Origin of the sequence: Stappia stellulata (assembly GCF_020176715.1) — a bacterium.
GTDB lineage: Bacteria > Pseudomonadota > Alphaproteobacteria > Rhizobiales > Stappiaceae > Stappia.
The window spans coordinates 251,051-274,131 of the sequence record NZ_JAIVMF010000003.1 but is presented as its reverse complement, the minus strand read 5'-3'; the positions used below and the strand labels follow the sequence as shown (position 1 = coordinate 274,131).

Annotated in this window: 21 protein-coding genes; 12 read left to right on the top strand and 9 right to left on the bottom strand. The window is 64.4% G+C overall.

The features are described 5' to 3' along the window. Window positions 1-81 precede the first annotated feature (81 nt). The 7 genes from sufB to sufA all read left to right on the top strand — a co-directional run bounded on the left by sufB (window position 82) and on the right by sufA (window position 6,153). Window positions 82-1,554 (top strand): Fe-S cluster assembly protein SufB, encoded by a 1,473-nt coding sequence (gene sufB / locus LC092_RS06025; RefSeq protein WP_224805536.1) that lies wholly within the window; start codon window positions 82-84, stop codon window positions 1,552-1,554. Continuing rightward, window positions 1,554-1,727, top strand: coding sequence for a hypothetical protein (locus tag LC092_RS06020; RefSeq protein WP_224805535.1), 174 nt, complete (start codon window positions 1,554-1,556; stop codon window positions 1,725-1,727). The genes sufB and LC092_RS06020 overlap by 1 nt, the downstream gene beginning before the upstream one ends. 111 nt (window positions 1,728-1,838) lie before the next feature. Continuing rightward, window positions 1,839-2,594, top strand: coding sequence for a Fe-S cluster assembly ATPase SufC (gene sufC, locus LC092_RS06015; protein WP_224805613.1), 756 nt, complete (start codon window positions 1,839-1,841; stop codon window positions 2,592-2,594). A 17-nt stretch (window positions 2,595-2,611) separates the two neighbouring features. Beyond that, window positions 2,612-3,937: a Fe-S cluster assembly protein SufD gene (gene sufD, locus LC092_RS06010; protein WP_224805534.1), complete on the top strand. Its 1,326-nt coding sequence runs from the start codon at window positions 2,612-2,614 to the stop codon at window positions 3,935-3,937. Between the two features lie 3 nt (window positions 3,938-3,940). Next, window positions 3,941-5,197 carry a cysteine desulfurase gene (locus LC092_RS06005; protein WP_224805533.1) on the top strand — a complete coding sequence of 419 codons (1,257 nt, stop codon included), beginning with the start codon at window positions 3,941-3,943 and terminating at the stop codon, window positions 5,195-5,197. A gap of 7 nt (window positions 5,198-5,204) precedes the next feature. After that, on the top strand, window positions 5,205-5,603 hold the full coding sequence (locus LC092_RS06000; RefSeq protein WP_412103527.1) for an SUF system Fe-S cluster assembly protein: 399 nt from the start codon (window positions 5,205-5,207) through the stop codon (window positions 5,601-5,603). Window positions 5,604-5,766: 163 nt separating this feature from the next. Continuing rightward, window positions 5,767-6,153 (top strand): Fe-S cluster assembly scaffold SufA, encoded by a 387-nt coding sequence (gene sufA, locus LC092_RS05995; protein ID WP_224805532.1) that lies wholly within the window; start codon window positions 5,767-5,769, stop codon window positions 6,151-6,153. Window positions 6,154-6,344: 191 nt separating this feature from the next. Here the strand turns inward: sufA and LC092_RS05990 are convergent, their stop codons facing one another. From LC092_RS05990 to parE, 6 genes are all read right to left on the bottom strand, one after another. After that, window positions 6,345-7,403 (bottom strand): diguanylate cyclase, encoded by a 1,059-nt coding sequence (locus LC092_RS05990; protein WP_224805531.1) that lies wholly within the window; start codon window positions 7,401-7,403, stop codon window positions 6,345-6,347. Between the two features lie 176 nt (window positions 7,404-7,579). Then, window positions 7,580-9,121: a DEAD/DEAH box helicase gene (locus tag LC092_RS05985; protein ID WP_224805530.1), complete on the bottom strand. Its 1,542-nt coding sequence runs from the start codon at window positions 9,119-9,121 to the stop codon at window positions 7,580-7,582. Between the two features lie 165 nt (window positions 9,122-9,286). Next, the gene (locus LC092_RS05980) at window positions 9,287-9,727 is read right to left on the bottom strand and encodes a hypothetical protein (protein ID WP_224805529.1); all 441 of its coding nucleotides are present in this window, start codon (window positions 9,725-9,727) and stop codon (window positions 9,287-9,289) included. Window positions 9,728-9,837: 110 nt separating this feature from the next. Then, on the bottom strand, window positions 9,838-10,254 hold the full coding sequence (locus LC092_RS05975) for a YqaA family protein (RefSeq protein ID WP_224805528.1): 417 nt from the start codon (window positions 10,252-10,254) through the stop codon (window positions 9,838-9,840). Window positions 10,255-10,300: 46 nt separating this feature from the next. Further along, window positions 10,301-10,993: a sulfotransferase family 2 domain-containing protein gene (locus LC092_RS05970; RefSeq protein ID WP_224805527.1), complete on the bottom strand. Its 693-nt coding sequence runs from the start codon at window positions 10,991-10,993 to the stop codon at window positions 10,301-10,303. A 106-nt stretch (window positions 10,994-11,099) separates the two neighbouring features. Continuing rightward, on the bottom strand, window positions 11,100-13,187 hold the full coding sequence (parE, locus tag LC092_RS05965; protein ID WP_224805526.1) for a DNA topoisomerase IV subunit B: 2,088 nt from the start codon (window positions 13,185-13,187) through the stop codon (window positions 11,100-11,102). A gap of 765 nt (window positions 13,188-13,952) precedes the next feature. Between parE and LC092_RS05960 the strand changes: the two genes are divergently transcribed. Beyond that, window positions 13,953-14,702: a tetratricopeptide repeat protein gene (locus LC092_RS05960; RefSeq protein WP_224805525.1), complete on the top strand. Its 750-nt coding sequence runs from the start codon at window positions 13,953-13,955 to the stop codon at window positions 14,700-14,702. Between the two features lie 74 nt (window positions 14,703-14,776). On the opposite strand, the gene LC092_RS05955 is transcribed toward LC092_RS05960, so the two are convergent. From LC092_RS05955 to LC092_RS05945, 3 genes are all read right to left on the bottom strand, one after another. Beyond that, complete coding sequence (locus LC092_RS05955) at window positions 14,777-15,103, bottom strand: hypothetical protein (RefSeq protein WP_224805524.1); 327 nt, start codon at window positions 15,101-15,103, stop codon at window positions 14,777-14,779. A gap of 95 nt (window positions 15,104-15,198) precedes the next feature. Next, complete coding sequence (xth, locus tag LC092_RS05950; protein ID WP_224805523.1) at window positions 15,199-15,981, bottom strand: exodeoxyribonuclease III; 783 nt, start codon at window positions 15,979-15,981, stop codon at window positions 15,199-15,201. Between the two features lie 52 nt (window positions 15,982-16,033). Beyond that, entirely contained in the window at window positions 16,034-16,426 is a 393-nt protein-coding gene (locus LC092_RS05945) for a HesB/IscA family protein (RefSeq protein ID WP_224805522.1), read from the bottom strand. Between the two features lie 238 nt (window positions 16,427-16,664). Between LC092_RS05945 and LC092_RS05940 the strand changes: the two genes are divergently transcribed. The 4 genes from LC092_RS05940 (at window position 16,665) to nagZ (ending at window position 23,037) form a co-directional block, all read left to right on the top strand. Further along, complete coding sequence (locus tag LC092_RS05940) at window positions 16,665-17,882, top strand: deoxyguanosinetriphosphate triphosphohydrolase (protein WP_224805521.1); 1,218 nt, start codon at window positions 16,665-16,667, stop codon at window positions 17,880-17,882. An 88-nt stretch (window positions 17,883-17,970) separates the two neighbouring features. Continuing rightward, the gene (argS, locus tag LC092_RS05935) at window positions 17,971-19,737 is read left to right on the top strand and encodes an arginine--tRNA ligase (RefSeq protein ID WP_224805520.1); all 1,767 of its coding nucleotides are present in this window, start codon (window positions 17,971-17,973) and stop codon (window positions 19,735-19,737) included. 63 nt (window positions 19,738-19,800) lie between these two features. Beyond that, the gene (locus tag LC092_RS05930) at window positions 19,801-21,957 is read left to right on the top strand and encodes an SPOR domain-containing protein (RefSeq protein ID WP_224805519.1); all 2,157 of its coding nucleotides are present in this window, start codon (window positions 19,801-19,803) and stop codon (window positions 21,955-21,957) included. Between the two features lie 66 nt (window positions 21,958-22,023). Continuing rightward, entirely contained in the window at window positions 22,024-23,037 is a 1,014-nt protein-coding gene (gene nagZ, locus LC092_RS05925) for a beta-N-acetylhexosaminidase (RefSeq protein ID WP_224805518.1), read from the top strand. Window positions 23,038-23,081: the final 44 nt, after the last annotated feature.

Here is a 23,081-nt window from a genome sequence, read left to right as displayed (position 1 = left end):
CTGCCGAAGGTGACGTCTCGTTGCTGACGGTGACAGTTCGACAACCCGCGGTCCTTGACACCGCAGTGGATGGAGACGGAAATGCCTGCAGTTCAGGAAACGATCGACCGCGTGCGGTCGATCGATGTGGATCAATACAAATACGGCTTCAGCACCGACATTGAGTCCGACAAGGCGCCGAAAGGCCTCAACGAGGACATCATCCGGTTCATTTCGGCGAAGAAGAACGAGCCGGAGTGGATGCTGGAGTGGCGCCTCGACGCCTACAAGCGCTGGCTGACGATGACCGAGCCGACCTGGGCGCGCGTCGAGTATCCGAAGATCGACTTCAACGACATCTACTATTACTCCGCGCCGAAATCGACGCCGGGGCCGAAGAGCCTCGACGAGGTCGATCCCGAACTGCTGGCGACCTACGCGAAGCTTGGCATTCCGCTCCAGGAGCAGGAAATCCTGGCCGGCGTCGAGCCGAAGAACCGCGTCGCGGTCGATGCCGTCTTCGACAGCGTGTCCGTGGTCACCACCTTCAAGGAAGAGCTGAAGAAGGCCGGCGTCATCTTCTGTTCCATCTCCGAGGCGCTGCAGGAGCACCCGGAGCTGGTCAAGAAGTACATCGGGTCTGTGGTTCCGGTGACCGACAACTATTATGCGACGCTGAACTCCGCCGTCTTCACCGACGGGTCCTTCGTCTATATCCCCGAGGGCGTGCGCTGCCCGATGGAGCTGTCGACCTATTTCCGCATCAACGAGCAGAACACCGGCCAGTTCGAACGCACGCTGATCATCGCGGAAAAGGGCGCTTACGTCAGCTATCTGGAAGGCTGCACGGCCCCTCAGCGCGACGAGAACCAGCTGCACGCGGCCGTGGTCGAGCTGATCGCGCTCGACGATGCCGAGATCAAGTACTCAACCGTCCAGAACTGGTATCCGGGCGACAGCGAGGGCAAGGGCGGCATCTACAATTTCGTCACCAAGCGCGGCGACTGCCGGGGCAAGAACTCCAAGATCTCCTGGACCCAGGTCGAGACCGGGTCGGCGATCACCTGGAAGTACCCGTCCTGCATCCTGCGCGGCGACAATTCGCGCGGCGAATTCTACTCCATCGCCGTGTCGAACGGTCGTCAGCAGATCGACAGCGGCACCAAGATGATGCATCTGGGCAAGAACACCTCCAGCCGCATCATCTCCAAGGGCATCTCGGCGGGCAAGTCGCAGAACACCTATCGCGGGCTGGTCTCGGCGCATCGCAAAGCCTCTAACGCACGCAACTTCACCCAGTGCGACAGCCTCCTGATCGGACAGGACTGTGGCGCGCATACCGTGCCTTATATCGACAGCAAGAACGCGACGGCCGTCTTCGAGCATGAGGCGACGACCTCGAAGATCTCCGACGACCAGATGTTCTATTGCCAGCAGCGCGGGCTCAGCGACGAAGAGGCGGTGGCGCTGATCGTCAACGGCTTCGTCAAGGACGTGATCCAGCAGCTGCCGATGGAATTCGCGGTCGAGGCGCAGAAGCTGATCTCGATCAGCCTCGAAGGCTCCGTGGGCTGATGACGCTGGCGGATGCCATCGACCTGTTCGCAACCCCGGTCGCTGGGGGCGTCGGCGGTTTTCTCGGAATGCTCTTCGTCGCGAAAGACAAGGGCTACACGTTGAAAACGGCCGCTGCGGTCGGTGTCGCCGCTGCTCTTGTGCTGTTTGCCTACAAGCTCGCGACCCGTTGAGCTGACCCGAAGAGTGAAGCGCGAAGCCTCCGGTGCGCGCTTCCCGTTGCCCCGAATATTCACGGCGGAACCCAAGAGGTTCGCCGAAACGACATGAACGAGGATTACCCGATGCTCGAGATCAAGAACCTTCACGCCCGCATTGCCGAGGACGGCACCGAGATCCTGCGCGGCGTCAACCTGACCGTAAAGCCCGGCGAAGTGCATGCCATCATGGGGCCGAACGGCTCCGGCAAGTCGACGCTCTCCTATATTCTCGCCGGCAAGACCGACTATGAGGTCACCGACGGCGACATTCTCTACAATGGCGAGAGCCTGCTGGAACTGTCGCCCGACGAGCGCGCCGCAGCCGGCATGTTCCTGGCGTTCCAGTATCCGATCGAGATCCCGGGCGTCGCCACGATGACCTTCCTGAAGACGGCCCTCAACGCACAGCGCAAGGCGCGCGGCGAGGACGAGCTGTCGACGCCGGAGTTCATGCGCCGCGTCAAGGAAAAGGCCGCCGATCTGCAGATCACCATGGACATGCTGAAGCGTCCGCTGAACGTCGGCTTTTCCGGCGGCGAGAAGAAGCGCTCCGAGATCCTGCAGATGGCGCTGCTGGAGCCGTCGCTCTGCGTGCTCGACGAGACCGATTCCGGTCTCGACATCGATGCGCTCAAGGTGGTGTCCGATGGCGTCAACGCGCTGCGCTCGCCGGAGCGGTCTTTCCTGGTGATCACTCACTATCAGCGTCTGCTCGATCACATCGTGCCGGATGTCGTGCATGTGCTGTCCCGGGGCCGGATCGTGAAGACAGGCGACAAGGACCTGGCGCTTGAGCTGGAGAAGAACGGCTACGCCGACTATGTCGGCGCGGCCGCGTGAGCGCGGGGGAAGCTGTCATGAACATGGAACCACGCACTCTCGAAACCAAGGCGGAGGCCGCTCTGGCCGAAGCCTATGAAACGATGCGCGACGCGCTGCCCGGCGGTGCCGGCGTGGCCAGGCTGCGCACCGAGGCCTTTGACGCGTTTCGCGCCACCGGCCTGCCGCACCGCCGGGTGGAGGAGTGGAAGTACTCCGACCTGCGCGCAAGGCTGAAGGACGTGCCGGCATTTGCCGCCAGGCGCTCCGAGGCGGATGCCAAGGCCGTGCTCGCCTCGGCGGGCGAAGCCTATGCATCGGTCGATCGGTTCCGTCTGGTGATTGTCGACGGGCATTTCTATCCGGAACTGTCGGATGTGGCGGGGCTTGCCGGCGAGGGCGTCACCGTGCGCCCCTTTGCCGAGGCGCTTGCCGCCGACGGAGAGGCGCTTCTCGACCTGCCGGTGGTCGCGCTCGCTGACGCCGCTGTCGGTCTCAATGCGATCTTCTGCGCCGATGGTCTCGACCTCGCCATTGCGGACAACACCAAGCTGACGAAGCCGGTGGAAATCGTCCATGTGTCGGGGGCAGAGGCGGCCAGCACCGCCGAGCGGGTCCTGATCCGCGCCGGCGCGAAAAGCGAGGCGGTGATCCTGCAGACCTTCGTCGGCGGCGTGGAGGGCACGTTCTCCAACACGCTGACCGATATTCGCGCCGGCAAGGGCGCCGGGCTGACGGTGGCGCGGCTTCAGGCGGAAGCCGCCGGGACGACCCATATCGCCACCGCGACGCTGACGCTCGCGGAAGAGGCGCAGGCCAAGCTGATCTGTGCGGGGATCGGATCGGGCTTTGCCCGTCACCAGTCCTTCGTCGCCTTCGACGGCGAGAATGCCCGCGCGGATCTGCTCGGCATCACCATGGTGCGCGACCGGCAGCATGTCGACCAGACGCTGGTCGTCGATCACGCGGTTCCCCATTGCGAGAGCCGCGAGATCTTCAAGACCGTGGTCGACGACGGTGCCAAGGGCGTGTTCCAGGGCAAGATCATCGTGCGTCCGCATGCGCAGAAGACCGACGGTCAGATGATGACCCAGTCGCTGCTTCTGTCGGAAAATGCGGACATGTCGCTGAAGCCCGAGCTGGAAATCTTTGCCGATGACGTGCAATGCGCGCATGGTGCGACCAGCGGCCAGATCGACGAGGATCTCCTCTTCTATCTGCGCGCACGCGGCATTCCGGAAAAGGAGGCCCGCACGCTGCTCGTGCTGGCGTTCCTCTCCGAGGCCGTCGAGGAAATCAACGACGAGATCGTTATCGAGGCGTTTGAAGGCCGGATCAAAGACTGGCTTTCGACCGAGGAGTAAGACATGGCGTTGAGCGCGAATCCGGCTGCGGATGCGGCTGCCACCTACGACGTCGCGGCGGTGCGCCGGGACTTCCCGATCCTGTCGCGGGAAGTCTACGGAAAACCGCTGGTGTATCTCGACAACGGGGCGTCCGCACAGAAACCGCAAGCGGTCATCGATGCGGTCACGCGGGCCTATTCGCATGAATACGCCAATGTCCATCGCGGCCTGCACTATCTGTCGAACACCGCGACGGAAAACTTCGAGGCGGCGCGCGAGACCGTGCGCCGCTTCCTGAACGCGCCGTCGGTCGACGAGGTGATCTTCACCCGCTCGACGACGGAGGCGATCAATCTCGTGGCCGAATCCTACGGGGCTCAGCACATCGGCGAGGGCGACGAGATCGTTCTCACGATCATGGAGCACCATTCCAACATCGTGCCCTGGCACTTCCTGCGGGAGCGCAAGGGCGCGGTTCTCAAGTGGGTCTATGTGCGCGAGGACGGGTCGTTTGACCTGGACGCCTTCGAACAGGCCATCGGCCCGCGCACCAAGATGGTCGCCATCACCCATATGTCGAACGTGCTGGGCACCGTCGTGCCGATCAAGCAGGTCTGCGAGATCGCCCATGCCCACGGCGTGCCGGTCATGGTCGACGGCAGCCAGTCGGCCGTGCATATGCCGGTCGATGTTCAGGATCTGGGCTGCGACTTCTATTGCTTCACCGGGCACAAGGTCTACGGCCCGTCGGGCATCGGCGTGCTCTGGGGCAAGATGGAGCTTTTGGAAAAGATGGCTCCGTTCAACGGCGGCGGCGAGATGATCCTCGACGTTACCGAGGACGGCGTGACCTACAACGCCCCGCCGCACCGCTTCGAGGCGGGCACGCCGCCGATCGTTCAGGCGATCGGGCTGGGCGCGGCGCTCGACTACATGGATGCGATCGGCCGCGACCGCATCGCCGCGCATGAGGCGCGCCTGCGCGATTATGCGCAGGAGCAGCTAAAGAAACTGAATTCGATCCGGATCTTCGGCGAGGCACCGGGCAAGGGCGCGATCATTTCCTTCGAGATGAAGGGGGTTCACGCCCATGACGTCTCGATGGTGATCGACCGGGAAGGCGTCGCGGTGCGCGCCGGTACCCATTGCGCGCAACCGCTTCTGGCGCGCTATGGCGTGACCTCGACCTGCCGGGCAAGCTTCGGTCTCTACAACACCATTGAAGAGGTCGACAGTCTCGTCGCCGCCTTGCAAAAGGCTCAGGACTTTTTTGCGTGAGGATGCCATGAGTGAACATTCGACCATGACCGATACGGGTGTCGGAGAGGCGCAAGCGGAAATTTCAGGCTCCGGCGGCAGCGCCATTCCCGCGGATGAGCTGCAGCAGATCACGCAGGATATCGTCGGCGCGTTGAAGACCGTCTATGATCCCGAGATCCCTTGCGACATCTACGAGCTTGGCCTGATCTACAAGGTCGATATCGAGGACGACCGGTCGATCTCGGTCGACATGACGCTGACCGCGCCCGGCTGCCCGGTCGCCGGCGAGATGCCCGGCTGGGTCGAGGATGCGGTCAGTTCCGTTGCCGGTGTCGGCCCGGTCAATGTGAACATGGTGTTCGATCCGCCGTGGACGCCGGACCGCATGTCGGAAGAAGCCAAGATCGCCCTCAACTGGTATTGACCCGGCCGGCGCCCTATATTGAGATGAAGGCTCGGGACTGCGGGTTCCGAGACATTTAATCGTGCGCGGCGCGCCGAACCGGTTCGTCGCCGCGCAAAACCCGCGCCCTGCGCGCCATGCGCAAGGCGCCCGAATTTCCCGGACTGCTGGATTGGACACTGCGATGGCATCGAAATTTCAAGTCCTGACGCTGACCGAAGCCGCAGCAGGGCGCGTTCGCGAAATCATCGAGAACTCCGACAAGGACGCTCTCGGGCTGCGCGTCGGCATCAAGAAGGGCGGATGCGCGGGCATGGAGTACGACATGTCGCTCGTCGAGGAGGCCAAGCCCGGCGACGATGTGATCGAGGACAAGGGCGTGCGCATCTATGTCGACCCGTCGGCTGTCCTGTTCCTGCTCGGAACCGAGATGGACCACGAGGTCACCAAGTTCCGCTCGGGATTCGTCTTCCGCAATCCCAACGAAGTCTCGGCCTGCGGCTGCGGCGAATCCGTGTCGCTGAAGGCCGCCGACGCCGACGGTTTTCAGCCGGCCAACGCGCCGGGCTGAGGTCGGGACGCGCGGTTTTACGCACAGCCGCATGCCAAGGCGACGCCGCGCCGGACATCTCCGGCCGGCACTTTGGTCGAGGGTGGGGGGCTTGTCCGGGTCTGCAATCCCTGAAACGCACAGGATTACGGTCCGGCACTTGAATGCGCCGGCAGCGTCTTTTCTTCAAGCGGTGTCGGTGGGCAACCGGATCAGGCGACGCGGCTGTCGCTCTGGACGTCCGGGTCGGTTTCGCAGCGCACGAGATTGCGCCCGGCGGCCTTGGCGGCATAGAGCGCGGTGTCGGCGCGTCCGATCAGCGACTGGGCGGTATCGCCCGGCTTGAACGACGACACGCCGATGGAAATCGTGATCCGGCCGAGATTCTCGCCGGTCGAACGTTTCACCAGTTCCTTCGACAGCACCGCGCGCCGGATGTGCTCGGCAACGGTGACGGCCTGGCGCAGCGACGTGTGCGGCAGCAGGATCGCAAACTCCTCGCCGCCATAGCGGCAGGCGATGTCGTGGCCCTTGACGTTCTGCTTCACGGCGAGGGCGACAAGCCGCAAGACCTGGTCACCGGTCTGGTGCCCGAAGGTATCGTTGAATTTCTTGAAATGGTCGATGTCCGTCAGCAGCAGCGACAGCGGCTCCTGGGATTCCCCGGCATCCTTCACCACCCGTTCGATCGTGTGATCGAAATGCTTGCGATTGCTGAGGGTGGTCAGTTCATCGGTCAGCGATTCATAGCGGATCGCTTCCAGGCTCTCCTGCAGCTCTTCGATCTGCTTGCGCGACTCCATAAGCTGGTCTTCGAGTGCCTTGTTCGAGGCGGCCGTGCTCTTGGTCGCCTTGATCATGTGGCTGACGACACGCTTCAGCTGTGTCGGATCCTCAAGCTCTTCAAGCTGAGACTGGGCCCCGGCAAGCGAGGCGCCATATTCCGCGACGCTATCGACGCTTTGTCCCAGAATGTCGACCATATCGCGGATCTCGTCCGAGATCTTTTCTCCGACTTCATCGATGCGGTCCCCGAGTTTCGTCGGGGACAGAAAGCCGTTGTAGATTTGCTGAAGCTGCTCGGTGGTGACCTTGCCGGTCGAGCCGGCAATTTCGTTTACAGCGCGGTTGAGAGAGTGGTTGAAGCCGGCCGCGTAAGTGTACCAGAGCTCATAGAACCGAGGATATGCAGGAAGTTCATTCTTGCGAATGTACTTGATCGCCGCATCGCCGTAGACGATCGTTCGCTTGTGGTCGTCTTCCTGGGCCATTCACGGTTCCAAACACACCAGCGGGCAAACCCAATACTTGGTCGCGCCGCAATTCCTTAGAGTTGGCGAGAATATTGACTGCCAAGGTTTAAGGTACCGTTAAGGCTGAGCGAACACAGGACCCAGCCTCCGCTACGGTATGCGGCCCCGATTTTCCCGGTTCGCGATGCCGCGCGTCAACTTGCTTTCTTGGGCCGGGTATCGCGCAGCAGGAACGCCGGAACGTGATCGCCCAGTCCGATTACCGGCTCATCATCCTTGCCACCGTTTCCGCGACGCCGCTTTGAAGATGGACGCTTTTCGTCCTGTGCGGCAGGCTTGGGGCTGCGCCCGCGTCTGGGCGGTGCCTTGTTCTCGGACTGTTTCGCTTCGACCTTCGGCTCCGGGCTTGCCGGGGCCGATGTCGGTGCCGGAGCATCGGCGACGGCCTTTTCCTCGGCAGGTGCTGTGTCCGGCTCCGCGGCCTTGCGATCCCGTCCGCCCGCGCGCGTCCGGCGACGCGGCTTGGCCTCGCCATCGGCTTCGGCGTCGCGCGGCGTGCGTCCGCCCGTCCGGCGGCGCCCTTTCTGCTCCGCCGAGGCGCTCTCGAAATCGATCGGGTCGCCATGCCAGGCAAGGGGGCGTTCGATAAGCTTCTCGATGCCCGCCAGATATTTCTGGTCGCTGCCTGTCACGATGGAGATCGCGACGCCGCTGCGTCCGGCGCGACCCGTGCGGCCGATGCGGTGGACATAATCCTCCGCATGGGTCGGAAGGTCGTAATTGAAGACGTGGCTGACGTCGGGAATATCGAGGCCGCGCGCGGCCACGTCGCTTGCGATGAGGAGCGTCAGCTCGCCCTTGCGGAACTGGTCAAGCGTCGCCATGCGCGAGCGCTGGTCCATGTCGCCATGAAGGGCGCCGACCGAGTAGCCGTGACGCTGCAGCGACCGGAACACCGTCTGGACGTCCCGTTTGCGGTTGCAGAAGACGATGGCGTTCTTGAGGTTTTCCGCTTCGTCGACCAGCTTGCGCAGCGCCTCGCGCTTGTCGAAATCCTTGCCGCCGGATGCGACCACCTGCTGGGTCACCGTGTCCGCGGTCGACGAGGTGCGGGCCACCTCGACCCGGGCCGGGTTATGCAGGAAGGTATCGACCAGACGCTGGATCTCCGGCGGCATGGTCGCCGAGAAGAACAGGGTCTGACGCGTCATCGGGATCAGCTTGCAGATCCGCTCGATGTCGGGAATGAAGCCCATGTCGAGCATGCGGTCGGCTTCGTCGATCACCAGGATATCAACGCCCTGCAGCAGCAACTTGCCACGCTCGGTGTGGTCGAGCAGGCGTCCCGGCGTCGCGATCAGAACGTCAACGCCGCGGTCCAGCTTGCGATCCTGGTCCCCGAAGGACGTGCCGCCGATCAGCAGCGCGACGTTCAGGCGGTGATTGACGCCGTATCGGTTGAAGTTTTCCTCGACCTGGGCGGCGAGTTCGCGCGTCGGCTCGAGAATGAGCGTGCGCGGCATGCGCGCCCGCCCGCGACCCTTCTCAAGCAGCGTCAGCATCGGCAGTGTGAAGGACGCCGTCTTTCCGGTGCCGGTCTGGGCAAGGCCCAAAACGTCACGGCGTTCAAGCACATGCGGAATTGCCGCAGCCTGAATGGGGGTGGGCTCGGTGTACCCGGCGGCCGCGACGGCGGCGAGTACTTTTTCGCTCAGTCCAAGTGAGGAAAAGGACATATTACCTTGATTGCATGATTGGAAACCGTACCGGCGTCGGTGTTGTCCACCAACCCGGCTGCTTTGCCGCGCACACTACAGTTGGAAAATAAAATGTCAATGACGCAAAGTCGCCATACGTAGTGACCCAAGAATTGCCCATCGTGCAATCCGACGGTGGTGGCGTCAGTTACTTGCCGGCTGGAAGGTGTGTGCCGACGGGTCCTCGCCTTCAAGGAAGAGTTCGTAGGTCGTTTCCTCGCCGCCCGATGTTTGCAGGTCGACGAAGGCAACAAGGCCGTAACTGTCCAGTTCACTGCGCAGGCCGGTGATTCTTGCCGACAGCGTCCGCGCCTCGGTCACTTCGCTTGCCGTGTTTGCCATGTTCGATGACACGATGAACAGCCTGTCGCCGGTTTCTTCGCGAACGACGACAAAGGAGAGCGGCGAGCCCTCAACCCCGGGAATGCGTGAGAGCGCGGCGACGCTGTCCGGCAGGGTCTCCACCAGCTGCTTGACCGGGTCCGCCAGTGCCGTCTGGACGCCAAGGCCCAAAGAGATCGAGGCGGCGAGCAAGGCGACCGGGACAAAGCGAGGCCACCGGTTGCGGTGAGGAATGCTGCGCATGGTCTCTCCTCATCTTGCGCGTTCGATGAAACAGGCTGCAGTCTAAGATGATTTGGGGTCGGGGGAAACGGTGCCTCTGCCGGCGTCGCGGCCTGGATCGTCGAAACCGGCTACACGGTGGCGGCGAGGGCGGCGTAGCGCGCGATCTTGCCGATCGAGACCAAAACCGTGAAGCGCCAGAAGGGCACCTTCAGCACGCCGGCGACGAAGGTCAACGGATCGCCGATAACCGGAAGGAACGCGAAAAGAAGCGACCAGCTGCCATAGCGCGAGAAACGGTCCGACGCCCTTGCGATCTGCGCAGGGGAAAAGGGAAACCAGCGTCGATGCTGCCAGGTGAGCAAGAAGCGCCCGAGCGTCCAGTTGACGAGCGAGCCGAGGATGTTGCCGGCTGCGGCCGCCGCGACGAGCAGCGTCGGCTGGATTTCGCCCGCCACGAGCGCCGCGACGAGCATCACCTCCGAGGAGAAGGGCAGCAGGGTGGCGGCAAGGAAGGCTCCGAGGAACAGGGAACCCAGTGTCATCATGGCAGGGGCAGGGTCCTTGAACCGGGTTTCGGATGGCCCCCGCCTTTCAGCGCGGAGCGTCCTGGCGAAGGAGGAGCTCATAGTCGCGCCGGTAGCGCTGCTTCACGGTCTTGCGCAGAGAGGGGGCGAGCGAGGCCGCTACGGCCGCGATCTCCGGTTCCGACGTGTTGTCGGCTTCAAGCAGGGGGCCGATATCGATCCCGTTCTTCGCTTTCACCGTGCCCCGAAGGGCATCCCAGTCCGCCTGCCGGCTTTCGAACCGGATCAAATGGTCCGGCAGCAGCCGTCCCTTGTGCAGGAGAATATCCGCCTGACCGCGAAAGGCGTTGGGGCTCTTCCGGTCGGGAATGCCGCAGACCCAGGCTGCAAAGGCATCGAAGCTCATTCCCTTCCGGAATCCGAGGAAACGCGACGAAGCCGGTGCATTGCAGCCCATGTCGAAGTCGCGGGCGTAGCAGGCTGCCAGACGCGTAACCGGATCGCGGATCGCCGCGAAGACCAAGGCCCCGGGATGCAGCCGCTCGAGCTGGCGTGCCGAAAGCAGCGTCATTCCGTCGGTCCAGTTGGCCAGGGTTCCCGTTGCATAGCGACCGTGCGCCGGTGTCGCGGCCCCGCCGTCACCGGCGTGGCGGGCGTTCAGTGCCAGAAGCGAAACGCGAAGGCTTTCGCTCGCGGCATTGGGGCAGCGGCCATAGGCCAGACCGATCCCGGAGAGGACGAGATAATGGTGATCGTGCATCGGACGGCGTCGCCGTTCGACTGCATTGAGAATGGCCCTGAGCACCGTTTTCTGCTTTCCGTTGTCGCGGTCGCTCTGGTTGACCGCTGCCTCTCTTGCCGGCAGATCAGATATCGAGTTCCTCGGCGAACTGCGCGTTTTCCTGGATGAAGAGGAACCGGGCCTCCGGCTTGTTTCCCATCAGGCGCTCGATCGAGGATTTGGTCGATGCCCCGTCTTCTTCCAGAATCCGGACCTGGAGCAGGGTGCGCTTGTCCGGATCCATGGTGGTTTCCTTGAGCTGCGCGGGAAGCATCTCGCCCAGCCCCTTGAACCGGCCGATGTCGACCTTGGCGTTCTTGCGAAACTCGCTCTCCAGCAGGGCATCCTTGTGAGCATCGTCGCGGGCGTAGAGGGTCTTGCCGCCCTGACTGATCCGGTACAGCGGCGGAGCGGCCAGATAGAGATGGCCGTTGCGGATCAGCTCGGGGGTCTCGCGGTAGAAGAAGGTGATCAGCAGGGACGCGATATGAGCGCCGTCGACGTCCGCGTCGGTCATGATGACGATCTTCTCGTAGCGCAGGTCCGCGTCGCGGTAGGAACTTCCCGTGCCGCAGCCGAGCGCCTGGACGAGATCGGCAAGCTGCTGGTTCGCCGCAAGCTTGTCGCGGCCGGCGCTCGCCACATTGAGGATCTTTCCGCGCAGCGGCAGTACGGCCTGGGTCTTGCGGTTTCTGGCCTGCTTGGCGGAGCCGCCGGCCGAATCGCCCTCCACGATAAAGAGTTCGGACCCTTGCGCCTGGTTCGAGGCGCAGTCGGCCAGCTTGCCCGGCAGGCGCAGCTTGCGCACCGCGGTCTTGCGCGCTACGTCCTTTTCCTGGCGCCGCCGCAGCCGTTCGTCGGCGCGCTCGACCACCCAGTCCAGGAGCTTGTTGGCCTGGTTGGGTGCGGCCGTCAGCCAGTGGTCGAAGGCATCGCGGACGGCGTTTTCCACGACCTTGGTCGCTTCGGCGGTGGCGAGCTTGTCCTTGGTCTGGCCGACGAACTCCGGCTCGCGGATGAACACCGACAGCATCGCGCCCGCGGAGGTGACGATGTCGTCGCCGGTGATGATCGACGCCTTCTTGTTGCCGACGAGCTCGCCGTAGGCCTTGAGGCCGCGCAGCAAGGCGTAGCGCAGCCCGGTCTCATGGGTGCCGCCTTCCGGTGTCGGAACCGTGTTGCAGTAGGAATGGACGAAGCCGTCGCCGGCGAACCAGGTGACGGCCCATTCGACCGATCCGTGCCGGCCGGTGTCCTTGGTGCGGCCGGCGAATGTGTCCTCGATCACCCGGCGTTCCTTGCCAAGCGCGTCCTGCAGGTAGTCGCGCAGGCCGCCGGGGAAATGGAAGGTCGCTTCGGCCTCGACCTCATCCTTGCCGGAGACCAGCTCCGGGGCGCAGCGCCAGCGGATCTCGACGCCGGAAAACAGATAGGCCTTCGACCGCGCCATCTTGAACAGGCGGGCAGGCTGGAACGCCGCGTTCTTGCCGAAGATTTCCGGGTCCGGGTGAAACCGCACCAGCGTCCCGCGCCGGTTCTGCACGTCGCCGACGCATTCCAGCGGTCCGACCGGTACGCCGCGCTGGAAGCGCTGGCGATAGAGTTTGCGCGCGCGTGCGACTTCCACGATCAGGTCGTCGGACAGCGCATTGACCACCGACACGCCGACGCCATGCAGGCCGCCGGAGGTTTCATAGACCTTGCTGTCGAATTTGCCGCCGGCATGCAGCGTGGTCATGATGACCTCGAGCGCCGACTTGTCGCGGTTCTTGGGATGGGGGTCGACCGGGATGCCGCGGCCATTGTCGGCGACGCTCAGATAGCCGTCGGCTGTGAGTGACACTTCGATCCAGCTCGCGTGACCGGCTACGGCCTCGTCCATCGAGTTGTCGATGACTTCGGCAAACAGATGATGCAGCGCCCGTTCGTCCGTTCCGCCGATATACATGCCCGGACGGCGCCGCACCGGTTCCAGTCCCTCCAGAACCTCGATGTCGTCGGCAGTGTAGTCCGCGCTTTCCGAAAAGCGCGAGCGTGCCGGCTTGCGCGGTTCGGCCGCACGGCTTTCGCGCGCCGGCGCGGTCGCCGCAGCGGATGAGACCGGGGGCGCTGGCTCGGAAGCGGGCCGGGCGGCGGGGCCGTTGCCGGAAAAGAGATCGTCGTCAGCGGTCATATGTTGTCCAGGTCGGGGAAGGGCCGACGGCCCGAATCGCCCATGATTCTGCCAATGGCGCGTCTTTTGGCAAAGGATCTTGCGTCGCGGCAATCTGCAAACCGTTTTTCAACCGGTTCGCGCTATCGTCTCCAGGTGAGGAGAGGTGGTGCCGCCTGGCGCCAGAACGAAGACAGAGGAGGACCGCAGGATGTTCCATTCGTCAAGGCCGAAGGCCGGGAAAATCGATCTGATTGCCGCCGCTATGCTGTTTGCCAATGCCGTCCTGATCATCGTTGCCGGGTGAGGCCCGCGTTCTGTGGCCGCGGCGCAACAGTGTTGCAGCCGTCTGCAGGCACGGCGTTCGACCTGCCCTGAATGCCGTGTTTCGGCCATCTTTGCGAACAGAAGGTGAGGCCTCGAACTTGTGACGGGATTGCGGCGGTTTTGTCTCGGTGATGTCAGGTCGCAGCCGCAGTCTCGCCTTCTGAACGGAGTATCACAGGGGGCAGTATCCCGCTGTCGGTTAGCGGGATGACGAGCATGAGAACCGAAGTCTGGCACTTCGGTCATTGCGAGTGAATTCGGTGCGGTCTTCATCCGGTTGAGGCTGCCCACAGGGAAAGAAGGCGCAGACGCGCGGCGCGGGAAAACCGCCGCCATGTGTCATCAGGCGGACGAAATATGCGGATCACTGTTTTTGGTTGTCTCAGCGCTGTCATGATGTGCGCGGCCGTCGCGGGACCTGCGAACGCACAGGATTCTGCCGCAGCGGCGGCAGCCCGCATGTCGGGTGCTGCTGGAAGCGCGCATGATATCTCCCCCGGCGAGGCGTTGCGTGCCGGAACGCGCTTCTATTACGCCGGCGAGAAGGAGCGTGCGCTCGACTCTCTTCGGTTTGCCGCCGAGAACGGCCATCCGCTTGCGGCCTGGAAGCTCGGCCGGATGTATTCGCGCGGCGACGGCGTCAAGGAAGACGACATCAAGGCGTTCGAGTATTTCCGCGAGATCGCCTCCAATTATGCCGACGACAGCCCGTCGTCGCCCCGCGCACCCTTCATCGCCAGCGCCTTTGTCGAGCTCGGCTCCTACTACCTGACGGGGATCAACGACAGTGCGATCAAGCCCAACATCGGGCGGGCGCGCGAGATCTTCAGCTATGCCGCGTCCTATTTCGGTGATGCGGATGCGCAGTATCACCTGGGCATGCTGTATCTCGACGAAAGCGGCCGGGATGTGCGCATGGCGGCGCGCTGGCTGAAGCTGGCGGCGAAGAAAGGGCACTTGAAGGCGCAGGCGCGGCTTGGCGAATTGCTCTATACCGGCGACTTCCACGGCTTCGACAACAAGGTTGCCGGCCTGATGTGGCTGACCGTCGCGCAGCGTCGGGCAAGCGGCGCGGATGAGGCCTGGATCACCGAGTTGCAGGAGCGCAGTTTCTCGCTGGCCGAGGAAAGCGTTCGCCGCCGCTCCGCAAGCCTCGCGGAATCCTGGATGCAGGCGAACCCGTCCGTTCTCGCCGACAGCCGGCAGTAGCCGCCGTCGGCTTTTGTCGCGAAATCCCCTGATGCTTCAGCGCGGGACCTGCCGTCCCGGTGACGCCCCGCGGGTCAGCCCGCGCTTGGCTTGGCCGTGTCACCGTCCGGCGTGCCGGATGTGCCTGGCAGCAGCCGCGTGGTCGGGCATTCCTGTTTGAGCGGCGTCCATGTCGTGTTGTTGAGAAGCATCGAGCAGCGGGCAAGCTGCGGTCCGTCCGGTCCGCGCAGGCAGATCGTCTCGCCAAGGTGATAGTCCTGACCGAAAAAGCGGCATGTGCAGGCGGGGCGGCTATTCTGCTGGGAGGCAGCGCTTGCCGCGAACAGAAGCGGTGCGGTCAATGCCGCCGTTGCCAGGATGCCGCCGCGCAGGCGGCGTGAAATCTGCCATGACCCATGCATGGCGCAATCATAGCATATCCTGACGGAAATCACGCTTTTTCCGCTACGTCACTTCGTGACGCCGCGCCTGACGCTCAGCGCAAATCCGTTTGCGCTCAATCGGCGAATTCGGCCCAGACCGGCACATGGTCTGACGGCTTTTCCCAGCCGCGCACATGCTGGTCCACACCCGTGCGCTCCAGACGGTCGACCGCTTCCGCCGACAGAAGCAGGTGGTCGATGCGGATGCCGTTGTTCTTCTGCCAGGCGCCGGCCTGATAATCCCAGAAGCTGTAGACACCGTCGTTCTGGTTGGTCAGGCGCAGCGCATCGGACAGTCCGAGGTTTTCAAGCGCGCGGAACGCGCGCCGGCTTTCCGGCTGGAACAGCGCATCGTCGCGCCAGGCGTCCGGGTTTTTTGCGTCGCGCGGTTCGGGGATCACATTGTAGTCGCCGAGAAGGACAAACGCTTCCTCGCGGGCAAGGCAGTCCTGCGCATGGCGGTGCAGGCGCTCCATCCACTTCAGCTTGTAGTCGAATTTCTCCGTTCCCAGCGGATTGCCGTTGGGCAGATAGAGACATCCGACCCGCACCGGGCCGGAGGCGCTATTCACCCGTGCCTCGATGTAGCGGGCCTGGGTGTCCTCGTCGTCGCCGGGCAGGCCGCGCGAGACGTCCTCAAGCGGAAGCCGGCTGAGCAGGGCAACGCCGTTGAAGCCCTTTTGTCCATGCGTCTCCACCTGGTAGCCCAGCGCCTCGAACCCGGCCGCCGGAAACCCCTCGTCGACCGACTTGATTTCCTGCAGGCAGGCAATGTCGGGCCTGGCTTCCTCAAGCCAGGCGAGGGCAGTGTCGTGGCGCGCTTTGACGCCATTGATGTTCCAAGTGGCGATCTTCAACGGATGTTCCTGGTCAAGAGCTGCGCGCCGCGGCCGGGGCGGGCGAAAGGCGTCAGATGGAAAAGCTCGTCCCGCAGCCGCATCCGGCGGAGGCGAGCGGATTGTTGATCTGGAACGACTGCCCCATGATGTCATCGACATAGTCGACGACAGATCCGCTCATGTATTGCAGCGACACCGGGTCGACGAGCACGATCGCGCCGGCCTCCTCGATGACGACGTCATCGTCCTCGCGGTCGGTCACCAGATCGTATTTGTACTGGAACCCGGAGCATCCACCGCCCTCGACGCTGATGCGCAGCATCGTTCCCGCCGGTTCTCCCGACAGGATGCGGGCAATCCGCCGGATCGCGGAGGGGCTGACGGTCACACTGTCCCCGGATGCGGAGGCAACGGAAACGGCCCCGTTGGCCTGCGTTTCCGTGACGGTTGTTTCGCTGGTCATTTCCAGACCTCACTGTTCACGCCGAAGGGCGTTCTTGCCGTGTCCTGCATTCGCGCCGGCTGTTGCTGGCGGTTTTTCCGCCGAAAAGCCTGCAAAGAAAGTGATGCCGCGCGAGCGTCATGTCTGTGCAAGACGTTACCTGATAGGTATGAACAGGGCGAGCCTGCGTCAACAGCATGAAGCCGGCAATCGCGCTCGTGACAGTGCCGCGCGAGGGCCGGAATTTCACGGAGAGCCGATGACTGCCCCCCTAGGATACGGCGCCCAGCCGCGTGCGGCCTATGCAACGGACCCGGACAGGAGCGCGGGACGCCTGTTTCCCGAAGGTGAAAGCCCGACGCGCACGCCGTTCCAGCGCGACCGCGACCGGATCATTCATTCGACGGCGTTCCGGCGGCTAAAACACAAGACGCAGGTGTTCGTCTATCACGAGGGCGATCATTTCCGCACACGACTGACCCATACCATCGAGGTCTCCCAGATCGCGCGCTCGCTGGCCCGCGCCTTGCGGCTCGACGAGGATCTCGCCGAGTGCCTAGCGCTTGCCCATGATCTTGGCCACACCCCCTTCGGCCATGAGGGCGAGGATGTCATGGATGCCTGCATGGCGCCCTATGGCGGGTTCGATCACAATGCGCAGTCGTTGCGGATCGTTACGAACCTTGAGCGGCGCTACGCGGAGTTCGACGGACTCAACCTGAGCTGGGAGACCCTTGAGGGGCTGGTAAAGCACAATGGGCCGTTGGTCGGGGCCGACGGCAAGCCGATCGGCAAATTCGCGGGCGGGGATCTGCCCTTCGCGATCCGGGCGAATGCGGCGCGTCAGGACCTGCGCCTCGACACTTGGCCGGGTGCGGAGGCCCAGGCCGCCGCAATCGCCGATGACATTGCCTATGACGCCCATGATCTCGACGACGGACTGCGGGCGGGGCTCCTCAGCGTGGAGCAGATTCGCGCGGTGCCGTTCTTCAAGGACATTCTCGACGAGGTCGACGCACGCTATCCCGACCTTGAGGAGCCGCGGCGCATTCACGAGATCGTCCGCCGCTCGATTACCCGCATGGTCGAGGATGTCATCGAGGAGTCCGTTCGTCGGTTGACCGCGCTGGCGCCGCGCTCTGTGGAGGACATTCGCGCAGCTTCTGGCGCCGTGGTGAGCTTTTCCGAGGGAATGACCGCGTCGGAGCGCTCCGTGAAGGCGTTCCTGTTTGCAAATCTCTACCGGCACGACAGTGTGCTCGCGGTCCGCAAGCAGGTTGCCGCTATCGTGCGCGACCTCTTTGCCACCTATATGGAGACGCCGAGCCTGATGCCGGAGGAATGGCACCGGGATCTGCGGCCCGACGAGCCGGACCGTCTCGCCCGCCGCGTTTGCGATTTCGTCGCCGGCATGACCGACCGTTTCGCCGTCGACGAGCATCGCCGCCTGTTTGACCATACCCCGGATTTGGGCTAGGTCGCCCGCCTGCCCGTTTCACAGACAAGCCGCACGCAGGTCCGGGCGCAAGCCGCACCGGACCGGGCCGCGCCGAGAGAAGTCGCACATGAACATCTTCACCGAATATGCCGATCTGGTTCGTGACGCTGTCACGCGGCTTTATCCCAACGGAGAGGTTGATCCGGCCTTGCTGGCGCGCTGTGTGGTGGAGCCGCCGCGCGATCCCGCGCATGGCGATCTCGCGACCAATGCGGCGATGGTGCTGGCCAAGCCGCTCAAGACCAATCCGCGCGCGCTCGCCGAACGGTTGAGCGGCGAACTTGCGGGGAAGGGCGACATTCTCTCCGCGGAGGTCGCCGGGCCGGGCTTCCTGAATTTCCGTCTGGCCGATGCGGTCTGGACGCGGGTGCTGCGCGCCGTTCTGGCCGACGAACGGGATTTCGGCCGCTCCACCATGGGCGGCAACCTGAAGGTCAACGTGGAATATGTCTCCGCCAATCCGACCGGGCCGATGCATGTCGGCCACTGCCGGGGAGCGGTCGTGGGCGACGCGCTTGCCTCGCTGCTGGATTTCGCCGGCTACGACGTTACCCGCGAATATTACATCAACGACGCCGGTTCCCAGATCGATGTTCTCGCGCGTTCGGCCTTCCTGCGGTACCGCGAGGCGCTGGGCGAGGATATCGGCAAGATCCCCGAGGGGCTGTACCCCGGCGACTATCTCGTCCCGGTCGGAAAGGCGCTCGTTGAAAAGCATGGGCGCGCGCTTCTCGAGATGGACGAGGACAGCCGGCTGGCGCTCGTCAAGGAAGACACGATCGCGGCGATGATGGACCTGATCCGCGCGGATCTCGCCCTGCTCAACGTGCATCACGACCTGTTCTTTTCCGAGCGCACCCTGCATGCGCGCCAGGAGGGCAACGGCTCCGAGATCGACAAGATGCTCGATGTTCTGCGGGCCCGCGATCTCGTTTACGAGGGCACCCTGCCGCCGCCGAAAGGGCAGGTGCCGGAGGACTGGGAAGACCGCGAGCAGACGCTGTTCCGGGCCAGCAACTATGGCGACGACATCGACCGTCCGTTGAAGAAATCCGACGGCAGCTACACGTATTTCGCCGCCGACGTCGCCTATATGCTGTCCAAATACGAGCGCGGCTTCAAGGAGATGATCTTCATCCTCGGCGCCGACCATGGCGGCTACGTCAAGCGCCTCGAGGCGGTCGGACGGGCGATTTCCGGCGGTGATGCCAAGGTGATCGTGCGCCTGTGCCAGCTGGTGAAGCTGTTCCGTGGCGGCGAGCCCGTGCGCATGTCGAAGCGCTCCGGCGATTTCGTGACATTGCGCGATGTGGTCGAGGAGGTGGGCTGCGATCCGGTGCGCTTCATGATGCTCTACCGCAAGAACGACGCGCCGCTCGATTTCGACTTCAAGAAGGTGACCGAGCAGTCGAAGGACAATCCCGTCTTCTACGTCCAGTACGGCCACGCCCGCTGCCGTTCCGTACTGCGGCAGGCGGCAGAAGACATGCCCGATATCGAGACGTCGTCTTCCGCCCTGGCGCAAAGCGACTTCTCGCTGCTGACCGATTCGGGCGAGCGGGAAATCGCCGCACGCCTTGCTGCATGGCCGAGACTTGTGGAAAGCGCTGCGGAAGCACATGAGCCGCATCGGGTCGCCTTCTACCTGCACGAACTGGCCAGCGCCCTGCATTCGCACTGGAACAAGGGCAAGGATTTGCCGCAATTACGTTTTATTAACCCTGAACATCGACAACTAACGTTGGCCCGCCTTGGTCTTGTTCATGCGGTCTCCTTGGTTCTTGCGTCCGGCCTGTCCTTGTTGGGTGTCGCGGCGCCCGAAGAGATGCGATGAGGACAGGAGGGTCCTGCGGCCGCGCGGATTGCGGTCCAATCCAGCGGGGAAGTCCTCAGCATTATGTCCAACCGTTCGAACCATCCGGTCAGCGATACGGACCACCGCGGCGACCGGCGCGCGGATGACGGCCACGGCGGGTTCGAGGAGGATCCGCTCGTCGAGCTGGCGCGCATCGTCAGCGAGGGCAATGCCAAGTTTCGTCCCGTCGCCATGGCCGAACCGCGCTTCGATGAGCCTGCGGCGGCGCCTGCCGGCGGTCCCGACACTGCCGATGCGTCCGGCTGGGACGCGGTCGCGCCGGAGCGTGGCGGTTGGGACGAGACGTTCGAGCCGTCCCATGACGTTCCCCCGGTTGCGCCGGCGCATGGCGAGGCGGACTATTCCGATGCCTATGCACGGCGCTCCGATCTCGAGGATGCGCCTTCTCCCGCCATCGATGCGGCTGGCTCGCACGACGTCTACGCCGATACGTGGCAAGGCGAGCCGACAGCGGACGACTGGGCCGAAGACGCGCGTTTTGCCGAAGCGCCCCGCGCCCCCCAGGCCGATTGGCCGGAAGGCCCGGTCAATCGGTCCGGCGACGTCGCCACGGATTACGGCCGCGACCCCTATGCCTTTGAGGATGCCGCGTCCCGTGACGATCCGGACGCCTATCCCGCTGAGCCTGCCTTCGATCAGCCGACGCACTACGAAGACGGCGGCGAAGGCGCGGACTACCGCGCGGAAGACGCTTATCCCGCTGAAGATGCCTATGTTTCTGAAGATGAACGCACACGCGCGATCACGGCCAATCTGAGTGCGTCCCTTGAAGATGAACTCCTCGGCCCGCGTATCGGCGCTTCGGCGGATGACACCGCCTGGTCGGTGGACGACAGCCGCCAAGACGAGGGTTTTGACGATCTGCTGATGGATCCGCCGGCAACCGGCTGGTCCGAAGATCAAGCGCCAGCGCGCCAGGCCCCCTATGCCCCGTCCTTCGACGAGGATTTCTATGCCGGCGCAGATGCGGAGGCTCCGCCGCCGCCCGAGGGGTATGATCTCGATGCCGTCGCCCAGGCGATGCGCGAGGGCGATCCCCAGATCGGTGGGCATGGGGTCCTGCCGCCGCATTCCGCGCTGGAGCAGGAGGCGGTGCCGGAGGAAAAGTCCCGTCGCGGGTTGTTCGCCGCCGCCGCCGTGCTTGGCCTTGTCGTGGCGGGCGGCGCTGTATTCGCCCTTTTCGATTTCGGTGGGTCGGACGTTGCCGGGCCGCCGCCGGTGATCACCGCCTCCGACGAGCCGCTGAAGGTTTACCCGGAGGGCGAGGAGCCTGCGACCAGTGGTCAGAGCAAGCTGATCTACGACCGGGTCGGCGGGGTCGAGACCCCGCGTGAGGAACGCCTTGTGGTCCGCGATGAATCGCCGGTCGCGTCGCTCCCGCCGGCGCCTGTCGCCGAGGGAGACCCACAGACGCGCGTGCCCGCCGGGCCGCGCCGGGTGCGCACCGTGGTGGTGCGGCCCGACGGAACGATTATTTCCGGGGACGATGGCGCGGCTCCGACCGACACGGGAAGCCCGGCTGCATCGCAGAGCCCGCAGGCCCCCTCCCAGGGGCAGCCGACGGCCCTCCCGTCGTCGCCGTCACGGGTCGCCACGGTCAATCCGACGGGCGATGCCCGTCAGGTCACCACGACGCCCGTGACCGCGCCCGGTGCAACGCCGTCCGCGGATGGGGGCGCCGACACGGAGCAGACGACCAGCCCGGCCGCCGGGGGTCCGACCGTGGCCGGCGAGGTGCCGGCAAATGTTCCGCGGGACAAGCCGGGCGACATCCAGACGCTGGCCGCAAGTGCGGCTCCGCCGCCCGATATTCCCCGCCAGGCCGCAGCCGCGCCGCGCAGCACCGCAGCACCGCTCGATCTGACGGCGAGCCAGCAGCGCGCGACGCAGCCGGCGGCACCGGCGCCGGCCGCAAGCGGCACGATCCCGGCAGGGGCCTATGTGGTCCAGGTGTCGTCGCAGCGCACCCAGGATCAGGCTCAGGCGGCGTTCGACAACCTTCGGCAGCGCTATTCGGGCGTTCTGGGTGGTGTGACGCCGGTGATCCAGCGCGCGGACCTCGGGGATCGCGGCACCTTCTACCGGGTCCGTATCCCGGCGTCGTCGCGCGACGATGCGATCTCGCTGTGCGAGCGCTTGAAGTCCGCCGGCGGAGACTGTTTCGTGCGGCGCAACTGATTGCACAGGTGAGGGCGGTTCGCGTCGAAGGTTAGAAGCGAACCGCGCAGCGGACGAGACTTTCCCATGACCAAGGCATTTATCACCGGCTGCTCCGGCACCCGGTTGTCTGCGGACGAACGCCGGTTTTTTGACGACGAGCGGCCCTGGGGCCTGATCCTGTTTGCCCGCAATATCCGGGACGCCCAGCAGATCCGCGATCTCGTCGCGGACTTCCGCGACGTCGTCGGCAATCTGGACGCTCCGGTCCTGATCGATCAGGAAGGCGGGCGCGTGCGGCGTCTGCGGCCGCCGCTGGTGCAGGACTACCCGCCCGGTGCGGTCTACGGAAAACTCCACGCGAGTGAACGCGATGCAGGATTGCGGGCGGCCTGGTTGTGCGGCCGGTTGATCGGTGCCGATCTTGCGGATCTCGGCATCACCGTCGATTGCCTTCCCATCGTCGATGTGCCGCGGGGCGATACCAGCGACGTGATCGGCGATCGGGCCTATGGGTCCGACCCGGAGGTGATCGCGCGGATCGGCCGTGCGATGACCGACGGGCTGGCGGCTGCCGGCGTCCTCCCGGTTCTGAAGCACATTCCCGGACACGGCCCGGCAACCGTCGACAGCCATCTGGCGCTGCCGGTCGTCGACACGGATCTGGAAACCCTGCGCAGGCTCGACTTCGTGCCGTTTCGCGCCTTGCGCGACCTGCCGCTCGCGATGACGGCCCATGTCGTCTATACGGCGATCGACAGCCAGGTCTGCGCGACCTGTTCTTCGACGGTAATCGACACGATCATTCGCGGCGAGCTCGACTACCAGGGCTGCCTGATGAGCGACGACGTCTCTATGAAGGCGCTTGGCGGGGAGATGCAGGCGCGGGTTCGCAGCCTGTTCCAGGCCGGATGCGATCTTGCCCTGCATTGTAATGGTGATTTCGCGGAGATGCGCGATGTGGCGTCGGCGTCGCCGGTGCTTGCCGGAGAGCCGCTGCGGCGGGCGGATGCCGCGATTGCCGCGCGCCGTCAGGGCGAGCCGATGGATCGTGAGGCGCTTCAGGCGGAGTTTGCGGCGCTGCTTGCCGGTATCGTATAAACTCCCCATGCGGCAATGACGGGATGCTTGCCGGGAAGCGTTGG